The following is a 15,137-nucleotide window of genomic DNA, read 5'->3' on the forward strand; positions in this document are numbered from 1 at the left end:
GCTCCAACGGGATGGGTCGGCTGCTGGTCAGGCGTACCGGGTGGCTGGTCAGGCGTACCGGGCGGACGGGAGAGGGGCCGGGGGGACGCCCGGCGACAGGGGCAGGGCCCCGCCCCGGGGGGCCAGCCCGGACCACAGGTAGTCGAGGCCCACCGGGGCGGAGGCCGCCGACGGCCCGAGCCGGGTCCTGACCCGGGTGTCGTCGAACCGTCGCCGGTGGGCGAGGTAGGCCGTCATGCCCGGGTAGAAGTCGAGCAGCGCCTCCACCGCCGACGGGTCGTCCGGCTTGGCGGAGACGAGGTCGATCGAGAGCGGGATCAGCCGTTCCAGGAGCTTCACGACCGTGAGTACGGGCACATCGCGGTCATGGACGACGTGGTACGTGTCGACCCCGCCCGACGGCGGCAACCCGGCCAGCCGCACCATGACGTCGGCAGCGTGCTCCACCTGTAGGAGGTTCAGCCGGCCGTGCGGATGCCCCACCGTCCGGACCCGGAGCCGGTCGCCCGATCCGGCGGCGCCCAGCGCGTCGCGCAGAATGCGCTCGACGACCTGCAACGGGTGCGAGGGCAGTTCGGGGTGCGGCGGCCGGTCGGTGACCAGGATGCCCGGTCGCAGGACGAGGGCCGGGCGGTCGTGCTCCCGGGACCAGCCGTGAACCAGCAGCTCCGCCTCGTACTTGGACTGCTCGTAGGCGTTCTCGAAGCCGTCGGGGGCGTTCAGCTCGTCCTCGTACGCCACCCCGGTGCGCCGGCCACCGGCCACGAACGCGGTGCTCACATGGCGGAACAGGGGTGCCCCGCGACCGGCGGCAGCCAACTCCAGTACGTGCCGGGTCCCTTCGACGTTGGTCCGTCGCAGCTCGGGAAGGTCGCCTTCCAGATTGATGCTGCCCGCGCTGTGCCAGATCTCGCCGAGGCCGTCGGCCAGCCTCTGGAACGTTCGTGCGGACAGGCCCAGCCGCGGCAGCGCCAGGTCGGTCTCCACCACCCGGAGCCGGCGGGGGAGCCGGTCGAGCGAGGCCTCCGGCGAGCCTGTCAGTTCGAAGAACCGGGTGATGCGGTGCAGGGCGTTTCCCGACCCGGCATGGGCCAGGACGGTCACCGACGGGTGCGTGGCGAGCAGGCGACGCAGCAGACGCAGTCCGAGGAATCCGGTGGCGCCGGTGAGTGCGACGTGCACGAGCGTGGCTCCAAGGGCGGTGAGAGGGGCGGTCCCTGACCGGGTGCGGAGGGGAGACGGAGTGGCGCCGTTGCGGCGGGTGCGGGGCGGGTGCGGGGTGCGGGGGCAGCGGGATGCCACCGGCCGTCCCGCATCGCGGTTCGCGGATCGTGACGACGATCGCACCGCGCACGGTCGGCCGATCCGGTGCGGCCGGTGCTCGCCGGCTCTCCGGTGCCCCGTCCGACGGGGGTTTCTCGGGCCTCGCAGCCCGGTGATCTCCGGCGCACGGCACACAATGGCAGACGGCGAACGGCACAGGCGCCCCGATTCCTCCCGCTCACCCGAACGGAGTACGGAGAGGCGCGGCCGGTGCGCTTGCGCACGGCCCGGGGCGCGGAACGCCGTCGGCCGAGCGGCTCGGGCCTGCGCGGCGGCCGGACACGGCCGGAGGTCCACGGTGGTGATCGAAGCCCCGTCCCTCTTTCGAGGGAACCCGCCGCCGAGGATCCGGATCACCCTCGCCACGGGTCGCCATGCCGACCGCGGCAGACGGTGCGTGGGGCCGGGGGCCCGCCGGGGCACGGGCACGGGAGCCGCGGGGGGCCCGGAGCCGGGCGGGCCGGCGGACGCGGGGCGGACACGGATCAGGCCGCTGGGGCGGGAGCGGCGGGTGGACACGGTACGGACCTGCTCCGCCCGGTGGTCATCCTGATGGGCGGTCGGTTCCGACGGCGTGCTGCGGTCGCCCGGCCCGGGCGGCTCGCTGAGGCCGGTCGGCCCGGGAGGGTGGGCCGGGAGGTGACGGCCTCCTGCCACCGCCCGCTCGCGTCCCTCCGCCTCACCGCCTCACTGCCTCACTGCCTCTTCGCGCCTCCGTCTCACTGCCCCAACGCCTCTCCGTGCCTCCGTCTTTCCGCCCCACCTCTCCGCCCCACCTCTCCGCCCTGCCTTCCCCCGCTTCTCCGTCCCTCCTGTCAGCAACGCGATCGCCCCCAGCTCGAATTGGAGCCCAAAGTCCTATGTCTGCCCCCGAGCAGCCCACCCTGCCGGCCCCGTCCGATCGCTCCGCCCGGCCCGATCGGCCGATCCCCTCGCCCCGCCACTCCACCCACGCCGTCGACCGCGCGTTCCTCAAGCTGGAGCGCCGGCGGCCCGACGTCCGCTGGGACGCGGGCGGCGTCGCGTATCTCAGTGGTCCGCCCCCGGCCCTGGCGGACCTTCGCGCGTACGTGGGATACCGCCTCGGCGAACTGCCCCTGCTCACCAGCCGGGTGGCGGGAGGCCGGCGGTCCCGGTGGCAGCCGGACGCGGACTTCGCCGTCGACCGGCATGTGCACGAGGTGGTCGCCGACGGACCCGGCGCCCGGGACTCCGCCCTGCACACCGCGCTCAACGCCCCGTTCGCCCCCGGCTGCTACTGGGGGGTCTGGCTGGTCCACGGTCACGACCCCGACGCGTACGCCGTCTGCTACCGCTTCCACCACGCCTGCCAGGACGGTTCGGCCGCCGCCATGACCTTCCGGGCCATGCTGGGTGAGGGGGAGCCGTCGGCGCGCCCGGTACCGGGCCGGAACCGTCCGTCCGGGGTGCCCCGTCGGGTCGGCGCGGCCGTCGGGCTGGCCACGAGGTTCGTGGCCGGCTCCCTGGCCGTTCGCGGTCACCGCCCGGACGCGGCCTTCGTACCCTCCGGGGAGCGGCGGCTGTGGCGTGGCCGGGCTCCGGTCGACACCCTCCGCCGGGTCGGCGCCGGGCGGGGCGGCTCGGCCCACGACGTACATCTGGCGGCGCTCTCCGGGGCGTTGTCGGTCTGGTCGGCCCGTGCCGGGGTTCCGCTTCCCCGGGTGACGGCCGTACTGCCCGTCGACGCACGACGCGCCGACGAGGAACAGACGTGGGGAAACCGCTGCTTCGCCCTGCCGCTCGAACTGCCCGTGCGGACCGTTTTGGAACACCCGGACGGTTCCCGGGACGGTGAGGAGCCCCTGCGCCGACTGGATCAGGTCATGGCGACGACCCGGAAGCTGCGGGGCGAGACCTGGCGGCAGGCCATTCAGGACCTGGTGCGCTTCATGCCGGACGGCCCCACCGCGTGGTACCTGCGCAGGATGCTCTCGCCACGCGTCACCAACATCATGGCCACCTCCATGCCGCTCGCCGACAAGGGGAGCCTGGGGGAGACGCAGGTGACGGGGACCGCCCTGCTGCCCCTGCTCGTGCCGGGTCATCTCTTCGCCGTGGGGCTGTCGTTCTTCGGCGACTGGGCGGAGGTGTCCTTCGTCGCCGACCGCGCCCTCCCGCTGGGGGAACTGCTGCCGGAGCTGTGGGAGCAGGCCGTGGGCGAGCTGGCGGAGAGCTCGACGCCCGTGTGAGCCGGGCGGGAGCTCTCCCGTACCGGACCGACGCTGCGGGCCGGCGGGTCACACGGCGTCGGGCGGATCACACGGCGTCGGACACGGGCGCGGGAGTGCTCGCCCCGGGCCGGGGCGGGAGCACACCGCGGGCCCGGCGCCTGCCTGCCCGGAGTTCCCGCCGGAGGGCTCGCCGGTAGGAGCGGATGTCGATCTCGATCCCGTGACGGTAGGTGGGCGCGTAGGCCTTGTCGTGCTGTCGGCGCGCGCGGGCGATCGCCCGGGTCATCTCCGCCGGCGCCGGCAGCCGCACCGCTCCCTCGATCAGGTCGGCGACCCATTCGGCCTGCGGTTCGAGCAACGGGAAAGCGGCCCCGGCGGGTTGGGCGAGTCCCATGAAGTAGAGCCCGGGGAGACGGGGCGGCACCGTGCGCAGATAGAGCTCCGTGCGACCGCCCGGGGCGGCGAAGACGGAGGGGGCCAGAAAGGGGAAGGAGATGGCGTACCCGGTGGCGTACACCACGGCGTCCACGCTCTCGCGGCTGCCGTCCGCGAAGAACGCCGTGTCCCGGCCGAAGGAGCTGACGCCGGGCTTGGGGGTGACCGCGCCCCGGGCCAGCTGGACGAGGAGTTCGTCCGAAGTGGACGGGTGGGCGGCGAGGGGCCCACGGGCCGGTTCGGGAAGCCCGTAACGAGCGGGGGCGCCACGGGTCAGCCGCAGGAGAAGCGCCATCGCCGGCTCCTTGAGGAACCGCGGCAGGCCGGCCAGCGGGCTCCCCGCCAAGTGGTCGGCCGGCCGGCCGAGCAGCATCTTGGGGAACACGTGCGCCGGGTCGCGCGCGGAGAGGAACGTCCGCGCCGCCGTACGGGAGACCTCCGCCGCGATCTCGCACGCGGAGTTGCCCATGCCGATCACGAGCACCCGCAGGCCCGCGTACGGCTCGGGGGTGCGGTAGTCGTGCGAGTGGAGAGCGGGACCCTCGAACTCCTCGGCCCCCGGTACGGCGGGGTCCGGCAACCGCGGGTCCCAGTGGTGCCCGTTCGCCACCACCACCTCGGTGTAGCGCTGTGTCCGCGCCTCCGTCCCGCCCCGGCGCCGGCGGACGACCTCCCAGCCGCCGTCCTCCAGGGGCCGTACGGAGGTGACCTCCGTGCCGAACGCGATGTGCCGGTGCAGACCGAACGCTGCGGCGTACTGCTCCAGGTAGGCGAGGACCTTGCTGTGGTGCGGGAAGACCGGGTAGGTCTCCGGCATCGCCAGCGAGGAGAACGACATGCTCTCCTTGGAGATGTTCGCGTGCAGCGACGCGTACACCCCCGACATACCGTTGTCGTTGCCGTAGCGCCAGAGTCCGCCGATGCCCGAACCCGCCTCGAAGCAGTCGAACGGAAGGCCACGCGAGGCAAGGACCTTGCTCGCCGCCAGGCCGGACGGGCCCGCTCCGATCACGCACGTTCTCCGCATGGCCGACCGGCCTTTCCCCTTGGGTACGTGACGACGGCTCCAGGCGCCCGACGCGGGCGTTCCGAGCCCGGTCACGCTATGGGCCGGCGCCGCGCGCCGGGAGCGGTTTCCGCAGAGGTCCCGTCGCACGCGTGACGGGTCGTGCACCGGGTTGACGCCGGGCGAACGGACGCTTCTCCGGCGCCGTTTCCGCCGTGTGGCCGGCTCGTTGGGCACGAGCGGACCGGTTCCGCGAGTACGGGAAAGACCTGGTCGACGGAGCGAGACGATGGACGTCCACGATGTGCACCACTCCTACCGGCAGTACGCCGTTCTCCGGGGAGTCGACCTCCGGCTACGGCCCGGCACCCTCGCCGGGATCGTCGGGGAGAACGGCGCGGGCAAGACGACGCTGCTGAAGATTCTCTCCGGTGAGCTGGGGCCGGACCGCGGCTCGGTGCGGCACCACGGCCGGTTCGGCTACTGCCCGCAGTCCGTGGTGCTGGACGACTCCTTCACCGTCCGCCAGCATCTCGACCTCTTCAAGGCCGCGTTCGGCCTCGCCGGCCTGCGGCGGGCCGAGGAGGTGATGGAGACCCTGGCCTTCACCGAGTACCTCGACCGGCGTGCGGGCCTGCTCAGCGGTGGCTCGCGGCAGAAACTGAACCTGACCCTGGCGCTCATGCACGACCCGGACGTGCTCCTGCTGGACGAGCCCTACCAGGGCTTCGACTGGGAGACGTACCTGCGCTTCTGGGAGCTGGCGACGAGGTTGCGCGACGCCGGGCGTTCGGTACTGGTCGTCTCGCACCTGGCGTACGACATCGACCGGCTGGATGTGCTCTGGCGCCTGGAGAACGGGCGCCTCCACCGCCAGGAGCGGCCTGCGGGGGCGGCGGCATGAGGCGGCACTGGTTCCTGTTCGCCACGGCGTCCAGGTACGCGTTGACCGGGCACGCCCGCAACCGGTTCGCGATGCTGCTGGTGGTCGTGTACATCCCCGTGTGGATCGCCCTCGCCTACGTGACCATTCCCGATCAGCCGGCCCCGTTCCGGCTCCGGGCCACCGGCGAGATCCTGTCCCCGCCCGGCAACCACCTCACCCAGATCACCGGTGCGCTGAACGCGGTCACCCTGATCGCCGGGTTCATGATGTTCGCGGCCACCTTCACGGGAGGCGCTTTCGACCGCCGCCTGGCGATGGCGGGCTACCCCCGCTACCACCTCGTCCTCGCGAAGCTGTCCGCGCTCACGCTGGTCTGTGTCGCCGTCGCCGCGTACGCCACGGTCGTCGTCGGATTCGCCTGGCCGCCGCGACAGCCCCTCCTCCTCGCCGCCGCCCTGTTCTGCGCGGCCCTGACCTACGGCGCGCTGGGCGTGGTCTTCGGATCGGTGCTCCGCCGGGAGGTCGAGGGCATGTTCGCCATCCTGATGATCAGCATCCTCGACGTCGCCCTGCAGAATCCCCTCTCCAGCTCCGGGTCCGACAGCGCCGTCGTGCGCTTCCTCCCGACGTACGGAGCCGTGCAGGCGAGCATGGCCGCGGCCTTCTCCGACGCGTCGGCCGTCCGGGGGCTCGTGATCCAGTGCCTCTGGCTCGTCGGCGCCGCGACGGCCGGCTTCCTGGTCTTCCGCCGGCGGACCCGGAACGCGCTTTCACCGGGACGGGGGAGACGGGTTCCGTCCCCTCGCGGCCGTGGCCTCCGGACGGCGGACGGCCCCCTCGTCGCACGGACGGCCGACGACCCTGTGTGCCACCGTGCGCCCCACCGAAAGGCCCGTGACCTGCGCGGGCGGTGATCGTTCTGTAGCCGTCGGGCGCTGATGCGGCGCCCGGACCGCCACTCCCTTCCGTACGAGGAGCACTGCCCCATGCCTCTTTCACGTACCGTCCAGCGCACCGTCCTCACCGCGGCACTCCTGTCCGTCTCCGCGCTGGCCGCCCCCTCCACCGCCCTCGCCGCGGCCCCGCTGCCTCCCGCGTGTCAGGAGGCGCTGCTCGAAACCCTCGACAAGTTCCCCGTCGTGGACTTCACGGTTCCCGACAAGGCCAAGGACGCGATGCTGGGCGAGGTGCTGGGACTGAGCGAGGCCGACCAGGCCGTGTTCACGGAAGCTGCGTGCGCGGCCTGGAACACCTGGGCGACCCAGAACGGCCAGGCCGTCGCGACGGACCTGGACACCCGCTACCGGGACGCCGCCGGACCCGTGTGCAACAAGTTCGCCAGGTCCTCGCTGGCGACGATCAAGAAGCACGCGCCGAACGTGCCCGCGGCCACCCGTGACATGGAGAAGGTGGCCAAGAAGGTCTGGAGCAGCTCCATGGAGAAGCTGGCCGCGGATGCCACCAACGCCGATTGCCGGACGGCCTACAACGCGGTGAAGGCCGGCTGGTAGCAGGACGGCGGCCGGGCGCGCCGACGGGCTCGCCCGGCCGCCGTGGTCGGCGGGGTCGGGGCCGCGCCGAGGGGGCGGCCCGGACCGAGCGGTCAGACCAGGTCGAAGCGGTCGAGGTCCATGACCTTGCTCCAGGCGGCGACGAAGTCCGTCACGAACTTCTGCCGCGCGTCGTCGCTCGCGTACACCTCGGCGAGGGCACGGAGTTCGGAGTTGGAGCCGAAGACCAGGTCCGCGCGGGTACCGGTCCACTTGACCCGGCCGGTCGCGTCGCGGGCCTCGAACTCGTCCTGCGCCGCCGACGTCGATTTCCAGGTGATGCCCAGGTCGAGCAGGTTCACGAAGAAGTCGTTCGTCAGCGTGCCCGGGCGGTCGGTGAGGACGCCGTGCTTCGAGCCGCCGGAATTGGCGCCCAGCACACGGAGACCGCCGACCAGGACCGTGGTCTCCGGGGCGCTCAGCGTCAGCAGGTTGGCCCGGTCCAGGAGCAGGTACTCGGCGGGCAGGCGGCTGCCCTTGCCCGCGTAGTTGCGGAAGCCGTCGTACACGGGCTCCAGGGCGGCGAAGGACTCGACGTCCGTCTGGTCCTGCGTGGCGTCGACCCGGCCCGCCGTGAACGGCACCTCCACCTCGACGCCGGCGTCCTTGGCCGCCTGCTCGACGGCCGCGTTGCCCGCGAGGACGATCAGGTCGGCCAGCGAGACCCGCTTGCCGCCCTTGGCGCCGAAGGACTCCTGGATACCCTCCAGAGCCCGCAGGACCTGGGCCAGCTCGTCCGGGTCGTTCGCCTCCCAGCCGCGCTGCGGCTCCAGACGGACCCGGGCGCCGTTGGCGCCGCCGCGCTTGTCGCTGCCGCGGAAGGACGCGGCCGACGCCCAGGCGGCCGAGACCAGCTGCGCCACCGTCAGGTCCGTGGCGAGCACCTGCTCCTTCAGCGCGGCGATGTCCTCGGCGTCCAGCGGCTCAGCGGTGCGCGCGGGCAGCGGGTCCTGCCACAGCAGCACCTCGGAAGGCACCTCGGCGCCCAAGTAGCACTGGATCGGGCCCATGTCACGGTGCGTCAGCTTGTACCAGGCGCGCGCGAAGGCGTCCGCGAACACGTCCGGGTTCTCGTAGAAGCGGCGCGAGACCTGCTCGTAGGCAGGGTCGAAGCGCAGCGACAGGTCGGTGGTGAGCATCTGCGGCTTGTGCTTCTTCGACGCGTCGTGGGCGTCCGGGATGGTCGCCTCCGCGTCCTTGGCGACCCACTGCTTCGCACCGGCCGGGGACTCGGTCAGCTCGTACTCGTAGGCGAAGAGGTTGTGGAAGAACTCGTTGCCCCATGTGGTCGGAGTGCTGGTCCAGGTCACCTCAAGACCACTGGTGATGGCGTCCCCGCCCTTGCCCGTCCCGTACGAGTTGCGCCAGCCCAGGCCCTGCTCCTCCATCGAGGCGCCCTCGGGGTCCGCGCCGACGCTTGTCGCGGGGCCCGCGCCGTGCGTCTTGCCGAAGGTGTGGCCACCGGCGATGAGCGCGACGGTCTCCTCGTCGTTCATCGCCATCCGGCGGAAGGTCTCACGGATGTCGCGGGCGGCGGCGACCGGGTCCGGATTGCCGTTGGGGCCCTCGGGGTTGACGTAGATCAGACCCATCTGGACCGCGCCGAGCGGGTTCTCCAGCTCACGGTCGCCGGTGTACCGCTCGTCGTCGAGCCAGGTGGTCTCCGGGCCCCAGTAGACGTCCTCCTCCGACTCCCAGACGTCCTCGCGGCCGCCGGCGAAGCCGAAGGTCTTCAGGCCCATGGTCTCCAGGGCGACGTTGCCGGTGAGGATCAGCAGGTCCGCCCAGGACAGCGCCTGGCCGTACTTCTTCTTGACCGGCCACAGCAGACGGCGGGCCTTGTCCAGGTTGCCGTTGTCCGGCCAGCTGTTCAGCGGGGCGAAGCGCTGCTGACCGGCGCCCGCGCCACCGCGGCCGTCGCTGATGCGGTACGTGCCGGCGCTGTGCCAGGCCATCCGGATCATCAGCGGCCCGTAGTTGCCGAAGTCGGCAGGCCACCAGTCCTGCGACGTGGTGAGCACCTCGGCGATGTCCCGCTTCACCGTGGGCAGGTCGAGCGCCTGGAACGCGGACGCGTAGTCGAAGTCCGCACCCAGCGGGTTCGCCACGGCGGGGTTCTTGGCGAGGATCTTCAGATTGAGGCGGTCCGGCCACCACTGGCGGTTCCCGCCGCCCTGCGTGGGGTGCGGCGCGCGGCCGTGGGCCACGGGGCAGCCGCCGGCCTGCGCCTCGGGCACCTCGGGGACGGCCGTCTCGGGCGAATCCGGGGTGACGGGATCAAAGACATGCGACTCGTGGTTCTCGGTCATGGCAATCCTTCCGGACCCGGTGGGTCGTGGGGCGCTGAACGGGGGAGGAGGATTCGGTCCGTGCAGAAGGGGCACGAGGTATGCCGGGTCTCGCCGCGCCCGCCCGAACGTTTCACGGACGGGACCGGGCGGTCCCGGCGGTGCGACGAGGACGGCGCTCGGTCGGCGCCGCGCGGTCGACCGACGGTGTCCCACCGCGTTTCTCTGCTGCCGTACCGGAGTCTTCCTGTCTCTTGGATGTCGCCGGGATCGATCCTACGATGGACTTCGTCCAAGTCAAGAAGTGCGCTAAAACGATAGTGGCCGGGACGCGACGTCGTCGGATCCGTGGATCCGTCCGGGGCCGCGCGACCGCCGCGAAGCGGAGCAGGTGACGAGATGAGCGACCTCCTTCAACGGCTACGGGGCCGTGGCTGGCGGTTGACCTCGCAGCGGCGTGTCGTCGCGGAGGTCCTCGATGGCGACCATGTGCACCTGACGGCCGACGAGGTGCATCAGCGGGCCGCCGCGAGGCTGCCCGAGATCTCCCGCGCGACCGTCTACAACACGCTGGGGGAGCTCGTCACGCTCGGCGAGGTGCTGGAGGTCTCCACCGTGGGCCGGGCCAAGCGATACGACCCGAACGCACGCCGCTCCCATCAGCACCTGGTGTGCTCCGGCTGCGGCACGGTCCGCGACGTCCACCCGGTCGGGGACGCCCTCGGCGACCTGCCCGAGGCCGAGCGGTTCGGGTTCGCCGTCGGCTCGGTGGAGATCACCTACCGAGGTCTGTGCCCGGCCTGCTCCTGACCGCCCGGCGCGTCAGTCGGCCGGCTGCGGGGATCGGAGCACGAGCAGGGTGATCTCGCTGGGGGCGAAGACGCGGAAGGGCGGGCCCCAGAAGCCGGTGCCGCGGCTGGTGTAGAGGAGGGTGCGGGCGCCGTGGCGGCTGAGGCCGGCGACGGCCGGCTGGTCGAGGCGGACCAGATAGTGGAAGGGCCAGATCTGGCCTCCGTGGGTGTGGCCGGAGAGCTGGAGGTCGATGCCGTGGGCTGCCGCGCGGTCGATGAACTTGGGCTGGTGGGCGAGGAGGAGCACGGGCAGGTCGCGGTCGGCGCCGTGGAGGGCTCCGGCGAGGTGGGCGCGGTGGCCCGCCAGTCCGGAGGACTCGGCGGTGACGTCGTCGACGCCGGCGACCACGAGCGTGTCACCGCCGCGTTCGAGCAGCAGATGGCGATTGCGCAGCGGCTCCCAGCCCAGCTCGTCCATCAGGTCGACCCAGCCCTGGGCCTCGCTGTAGTACTCGTGGTTGCCGGTGACATAGACACGGGCCCGGGTCGCCCGCACGGTGCCCAGCGGAGCGGCCTGGGCACGACGGAGTTCGGCCGTGCCGTCCGCGATGTCGCCGGTGTGGCAGACCAGGTCGGCCTCCAGGGTGTTCACCGTCTCGCAGACCCGCGCCGACCAGCGGGCCCGGTCGAGCGGACCGTAGTGGGTGTCGGTGATCAGGGCGACCCGGGTTCCGTCCAACCCGGTTCCCAGGCGCGGGAGTTCCACGTCGAGACGGCGCACCCGCGGCACGCGGCGGGCCTCGGCGTACCCCCAGACGAGCAGCACGGCGGCGACGCCGAGGACGGCCCAGGTGACGATGCGCGCCCGGTCCTGCCCGTCACCCACACCGGCCACGGTCAGGGCGAGCCGCAGCAGGACGCCGAGCAGTACGGACCAGGTGAACAGGACCCAGATGCCACCCAGCAGTGTGTCACCGACGATCGCCGCCCGGTCCCGCTGGCGCCGGCCGTGGCCGCGCACCATCGCGAGCGGCATACCGGCCAGGCCGAGGACGAACAGCGCGGTGCCGGTCAGGGTGACGGGCAGCGGCCAGCGCTGGCCGGTGTGCAGAAGGACCCAGCACGGCACGGCCCACAGGAGGACGGGGGCGATCAGAGGGACGTAGCGCATCAGACGCCGCAGTCGGTCCCGCTGCGCCTCCGGCGCTTCACTGGCGGCGGATCGGGTGTCGCTTGTCTCGGTCACGCTTCCCCTCCTGAGGTTCTGTCCGGCGGATCGCGCCGTGTCGCGGCCGGGCGGCGGCCACCGCACAACGGGGTCGTCGTACGGGCCGTGTCAGCCCGCGGCCCGACACGCGGCCTGACATGATCCACCGCCCAAGGCCCGCTTCCGCTCCGGCCTCGGCTGCCGGAGCCTCCGGGACAGCTCATTGTGCGCTGTCCCCGCAGCACCGGAGCCCTGAGGGGGCTGCGGGCGGTCTCCGTCGAGAATCGTCGGCTCCGTCGGGAACAGCCGGCCCGGTCGGCGCGGTTGCACCGTTCGAGGGACCGGCGCCGTGCGGCGGGGGACACGGGGGCCGCTGGGTCATCCGCCCCGTCGGGATCCGAGCCCTGGGATCGCGGTAGCACGCCCGCCGCCGACCCGAACCACGATGTATCTCGACATATCACGTATCTCGATGTATCTCTGCGGGAGGACCCTTCATGACCGACCGGCCCTTGACTCTCATGGCCGTGCACGCCCACCCCGACGACGAGGCGACCGGAACCGGAGGCGTCCTGGCGCGGTACGCGGCGGAAGGCATCCGCACGGTTCTCGTGACGTGTACCGACGGCGGCTGCGGTGACGGGCCGGGGGGTGTCAAGCCGGGCGACCCCGGACACGACCCGGCGGCCGTCGCCTCGATGCGCCGTCGGGAGCTGGAGGCGAGCTGTGAGGTCCTCGGGGTCAGTGACCTGGAGACGCTGGACTACGCCGACTCCGGAATGATCGGCTGGCCGAGCAACGAGGCCCCCGGATCCTTCTGGCAGACCCCGGTGGAGAAGGGCGCCGCCCGACTCGCGGAACTCATGCGGCACTACCGCCCCGATGTCGTCGTCACCTACGACGAGAACGGCTTCTACGGCCACCCCGACCACATCCAGGCCCACCGCATCACGATGGCGGCGCTGGAGATGACCGAACTGACGCCGAAGGTGTACTGGACGACGATGCCCCACTCGATGCTGCGGCGGTTCGGGGAGGCCATGCGCGAGTTCCACGAGGACATGCCGCAGCCGGACGCGGAGCCGGAGCGGCAGCCGGAGCCGGATCCCGCCGAGGCCGACGCGATGACCGAGATCGGCCTCCCCGACGACGAGGTCACCACGTGGGTGGACACCACCGCGTTCAGCGGCCGGAAGTTCGACGCGCTGGCCGCGCACGCCAGCCAGGGCGACAACATCTTCTTCCTCAAGATGGGCAAGGAGAGGTTCGGCGACCTGATGGGCACGGAGACCTTCGTACGCGTCCAGGACTCCACCGGCGCGGCCCTGCCCGAGAAGGACCTCTTCGCCGGACTCCGCTGATCCGTCACCCCTATGGCATGGACGTGCCGGCGCGCAGGTCCGCGCCGTACGTCGTGCGGTAGTCCGGCACGACGATCCGGCTCGTCGGGGACTCCCGGTGGACCTGAGCGGCGAACCCGCTCAGGTCCATCACCGGAGTGCGGAGAAGGGCCACCGGCCTCACTGGGCACGCTGTCCGACACGTCCGACACGCAGGAAGCTCAGATAGCGGCGTGACGCTCGGTCGCCCATGCGCGTGCGAATACGCTCGGCGATGGCGTCGAGCAGCGGCTCACGGGTATCCCGGTCGAGGCTCCGATACAGCGACAACGAGCGAAGGTGATCGCTGAAGCCACCCCCGTCGAACCACTGAACGGTTGGATACCAGCGCACGATCGACGGGCCGAACAAACCTCCGGGATCGTCGGCCAAGCCCCATCCCTCCTCGGTGGTGCGCACCTCGTCCTCCAGCGGTGGATGACCCCAGCCGGGGTGCCCGGGGCAGAACCGCTCGTGCAGATCGGCGGTCGCGGCGTACACCTCCGGCTCCCCGGGCAAGCGGACGACGACGTGGCCGAGCAACGCCGCCCAACCTCCCGGGGAAAGCACGTCGCGCGCTCGCTGCCAGCCGATCGACGGGGCGACCCAGTGCCACGATGACGCGGCGACGAGGACGTCGAAGCGTCGACCGCGGTCGTCCCACTGCTCGAATGTCGACTTCTCGACCTCAACGTTGCGGAAGGAGGCGAGCCGTCGGCAAGCAAGTGCGGCCATGTCCGCGCCCGGCTCAAGGGCGGTCACTGAGCATCCGAGCGCTGCGAGCGAACGCGTCGCCTGACCAGTACCGCAGCCCACCTCCAGCACCGACGACCCTTCGTTCAAGCCGGTGACGGCGACAAGGTCCGCGAACAGTTCGGCGGGGTATCCCGGCCGAACCCGGTCGTAGAGCTCCGGGACCTCGTTGAACACGCGGCCCAGCGCATGGGGATTCGGGGGATTCAGGGGCATCTTCGGATCACGGGTCACGAGTGCACAAGCTAGGGGGCTTTTCCACGAAGACGCCACTTTTCCGTCCGCAGCCGCTGACACACTCAAGGCCGCCGACGCGGCAGGCGCGTACTCGAACGCGTACGCGGCCGGTGTCTACCGCCAGGGTCTGTCCGCGAAGACCCACCGGTTGCCGGCCAGCGCGTCGTTCTGCTCGGGCAGCGGGCCGCGTCCGTGCAGGCGGGTGAAGTCGAAGGGTGTGTGGACCGAGGTGGACCAGCCCCTGTTCGTCAGCGCCCCCGCGGAGTCGGGCCGGGGGTTCCTGTCGAACAGGTCCAGCAGGTTGATACCGATCTGCTGCGACGTGGCTGTGTAGAGCGGGCTGTGGCGGTACTCCAGCAGATCCTTGTCGAGCTTGACCTCGAAGGCCAGCGCGCTTCCCTCCGCACTCAGCCGGTCCACCGTATCGATGAGGTACGTCTCGGCGGCGGGCGGCAGATAGAACAGCAGGCCCTCGGCCAGCCAGACGCTCGGCGCGGCGGGGTCGAAGCCGGCGCCGGGCAGGGCGCCGGCCCAGTCGGCGCGCAGATCCATCGGGACCGCTACGCGTGCCGCCTTCGGGGTGGCCGAAAGACCGTCGAGCACCCGGTGCTTGAACGCCAGGACCTCCGCCCGGTCGATCTCGAAGACCACGCAGCCGGGAGGCCACTCCAGCCGGTACGCACGCGAGTCCAGCCCCGCCCCGAGAAGGACCACCTGGCGGACGTTCCCCGCGTGCACCGACCGGAGGAGGAAGTCGTCGAGGACCCGCGTCCGCAGTCCGAAGTACCGTGCGAACCGGCCCCACAACGGGTTCTCGTCCCCGTCCGGGACCTCCCGCGGGTGGACCGGCCAGCCCTGGGACACCGGAGCCCCGAGCACGAAGTGCTCCGCGAAGGCGTCCTGCGCCAGGCTGTCGGGGCGGTGGGTCTCGATGGCCCGCGCCGCGGCGACCAGGAGAGCCGTCGCACCGATCCCTCCTGCCACGCCCTTCACACCGTCGTTCCGGTGCGCCGTGTCGACCATGTGCACTCCCTTGGTGGTGATGGAGACGACTAATGGATGGAGACGACTGAGGTTGGAGACGACCGGC

Annotated in this window: 12 protein-coding genes and 1 pseudogene; 6 read left to right on the forward strand and 7 right to left on the reverse strand. The window is 71.9% G+C overall.

Annotation, left to right across the window (positions count from 1 at the left end; translation table 11 throughout):
* Positions 1-48: 48 nt before the first annotated feature.
* Entirely contained in the window at positions 49-1,182 is a 1,134-nt protein-coding gene (locus D581_RS0114620; protein ID WP_018957961.1) for an SDR family oxidoreductase, read from the reverse strand.
* Positions 1,183-2,183: 1,001 nt separating this feature from the next.
* Here D581_RS0114620 and D581_RS0114625 point away from each other — a divergent pair.
* Entirely contained in the window at positions 2,184-3,533 is a 1,350-nt protein-coding gene (locus D581_RS0114625) for a wax ester/triacylglycerol synthase domain-containing protein (RefSeq protein ID WP_018957962.1), read from the forward strand.
* A 67-nt stretch (positions 3,534-3,600) separates the two neighbouring features.
* Here D581_RS0114625 and D581_RS0114630 read toward each other — a convergent pair whose 3' ends face one another.
* Complete coding sequence (locus D581_RS0114630; protein WP_018957963.1) at positions 3,601-4,962, reverse strand: flavin-containing monooxygenase; 1,362 nt, start codon at positions 4,960-4,962, stop codon at positions 3,601-3,603.
* A 283-nt stretch (positions 4,963-5,245) separates the two neighbouring features.
* Between D581_RS0114630 and D581_RS0114635 the strand changes: the two genes are divergently transcribed.
* The 3 genes from D581_RS0114635 to D581_RS0114645 all read left to right on the forward strand — a co-directional run bounded on the left by D581_RS0114635 (position 5,246) and on the right by D581_RS0114645 (position 7,353).
* Complete coding sequence (locus D581_RS0114635) at positions 5,246-5,860, forward strand: ABC transporter ATP-binding protein (protein WP_018957964.1); 615 nt, start codon at positions 5,246-5,248, stop codon at positions 5,858-5,860.
* Positions 5,857-6,756 carry a hypothetical protein gene (locus tag D581_RS01000000137250; protein ID WP_018957965.1) on the forward strand — a complete coding sequence of 300 codons (900 nt, stop codon included), beginning with the start codon at positions 5,857-5,859 and terminating at the stop codon, positions 6,754-6,756. The genes D581_RS0114635 and D581_RS01000000137250 overlap by 4 nt, the downstream gene beginning before the upstream one ends.
* Positions 6,757-6,828: 72 nt before the next feature.
* Positions 6,829-7,353 (forward strand): hypothetical protein, encoded by a 525-nt coding sequence (locus tag D581_RS0114645; RefSeq protein WP_018957966.1) that lies wholly within the window; start codon positions 6,829-6,831, stop codon positions 7,351-7,353.
* A gap of 92 nt (positions 7,354-7,445) precedes the next feature.
* Here the strand turns inward: D581_RS0114645 and katG are convergent, their stop codons facing one another.
* Positions 7,446-9,701 (reverse strand): catalase/peroxidase HPI, encoded by a 2,256-nt coding sequence (gene katG, locus D581_RS0114650; RefSeq protein WP_018957967.1) that lies wholly within the window; start codon positions 9,699-9,701, stop codon positions 7,446-7,448.
* 378 nt (positions 9,702-10,079) lie between these two features.
* Here katG and D581_RS0114655 point away from each other — a divergent pair, with 378 nt between their 5' ends.
* A complete protein-coding gene (locus D581_RS0114655) occupies positions 10,080-10,490 on the forward strand; it encodes a Fur family transcriptional regulator (protein ID WP_026290519.1) in 411 nt (136 codons plus the stop codon).
* A gap of 12 nt (positions 10,491-10,502) precedes the next feature.
* Here the strand turns inward: D581_RS0114655 and D581_RS0114660 are convergent, their stop codons facing one another.
* Entirely contained in the window at positions 10,503-11,717 is a 1,215-nt protein-coding gene (locus D581_RS0114660) for a metallophosphoesterase (protein ID WP_018957969.1), read from the reverse strand.
* A gap of 458 nt (positions 11,718-12,175) precedes the next feature.
* Here D581_RS0114660 and D581_RS0114665 point away from each other — a divergent pair, with 458 nt between their 5' ends.
* Complete coding sequence (locus D581_RS0114665) at positions 12,176-13,039, forward strand: PIG-L family deacetylase (protein WP_018957970.1); 864 nt, start codon at positions 12,176-12,178, stop codon at positions 13,037-13,039.
* A gap of 10 nt (positions 13,040-13,049) precedes the next feature.
* On the opposite strand, the pseudogene D581_RS1000000140705 reads toward D581_RS0114665, so the two are convergent.
* From D581_RS1000000140705 to D581_RS0114680, 3 genes and pseudogenes are all read right to left on the reverse strand, one after another.
* A pseudogene (locus tag D581_RS1000000140705) lies at positions 13,050-13,175 on the reverse strand (MBL fold metallo-hydrolase); the annotation flags it as partial.
* Positions 13,176-13,198: 23 nt separating this feature from the next.
* Positions 13,199-14,044 (reverse strand): class I SAM-dependent methyltransferase, encoded by an 846-nt coding sequence (locus D581_RS0114675; RefSeq protein WP_486585833.1) that lies wholly within the window; start codon positions 14,042-14,044, stop codon positions 13,199-13,201.
* A gap of 117 nt (positions 14,045-14,161) precedes the next feature.
* Positions 14,162-15,070, reverse strand: coding sequence for a class I SAM-dependent methyltransferase (locus D581_RS0114680; RefSeq protein WP_018957973.1), 909 nt, complete (start codon positions 15,068-15,070; stop codon positions 14,162-14,164).
* Positions 15,071-15,137 lie beyond the last annotated feature (67 nt).

Source organism: Streptomyces sp. CNB091 (assembly GCF_000377965.1).

What these genes read in the sequence shown, in the direction of transcription:
- D581_RS0114625 (WP_018957962.1), top strand. Translation starts at nt 2,184, where the DNA reads ATGTCTGCCCCCGAGCAGCCCACCCTGCCGGCCCCGTCCGATCGCTCC.
- D581_RS0114635 (WP_018957964.1), top strand. Translation starts at nt 5,246, where the DNA reads ATGGACGTCCACGATGTGCACCACTCCTACCGGCAGTACGCCGTTCTC.
- D581_RS01000000137250 (WP_018957965.1), top strand. Translation starts at nt 5,857, where the DNA reads ATGAGGCGGCACTGGTTCCTGTTCGCCACGGCGTCCAGGTACGCGTTG.
- D581_RS0114645 (WP_018957966.1), top strand. Translation starts at nt 6,829, where the DNA reads ATGCCTCTTTCACGTACCGTCCAGCGCACCGTCCTCACCGCGGCACTC.
- katG (WP_018957967.1), bottom strand. Translation starts at nt 9,701, where the DNA reads ATGACCGAGAACCACGAGTCGCATGTCTTTGATCCCGTCACCCCGGAT.
- D581_RS0114655 (WP_026290519.1), top strand. Translation starts at nt 10,080, where the DNA reads ATGAGCGACCTCCTTCAACGGCTACGGGGCCGTGGCTGGCGGTTGACC.
- D581_RS0114665 (WP_018957970.1), top strand. Translation starts at nt 12,176, where the DNA reads ATGACCGACCGGCCCTTGACTCTCATGGCCGTGCACGCCCACCCCGAC.
- D581_RS0114680 (WP_018957973.1), bottom strand. Translation starts at nt 15,070, where the DNA reads ATGGTCGACACGGCGCACCGGAACGACGGTGTGAAGGGCGTGGCAGGA.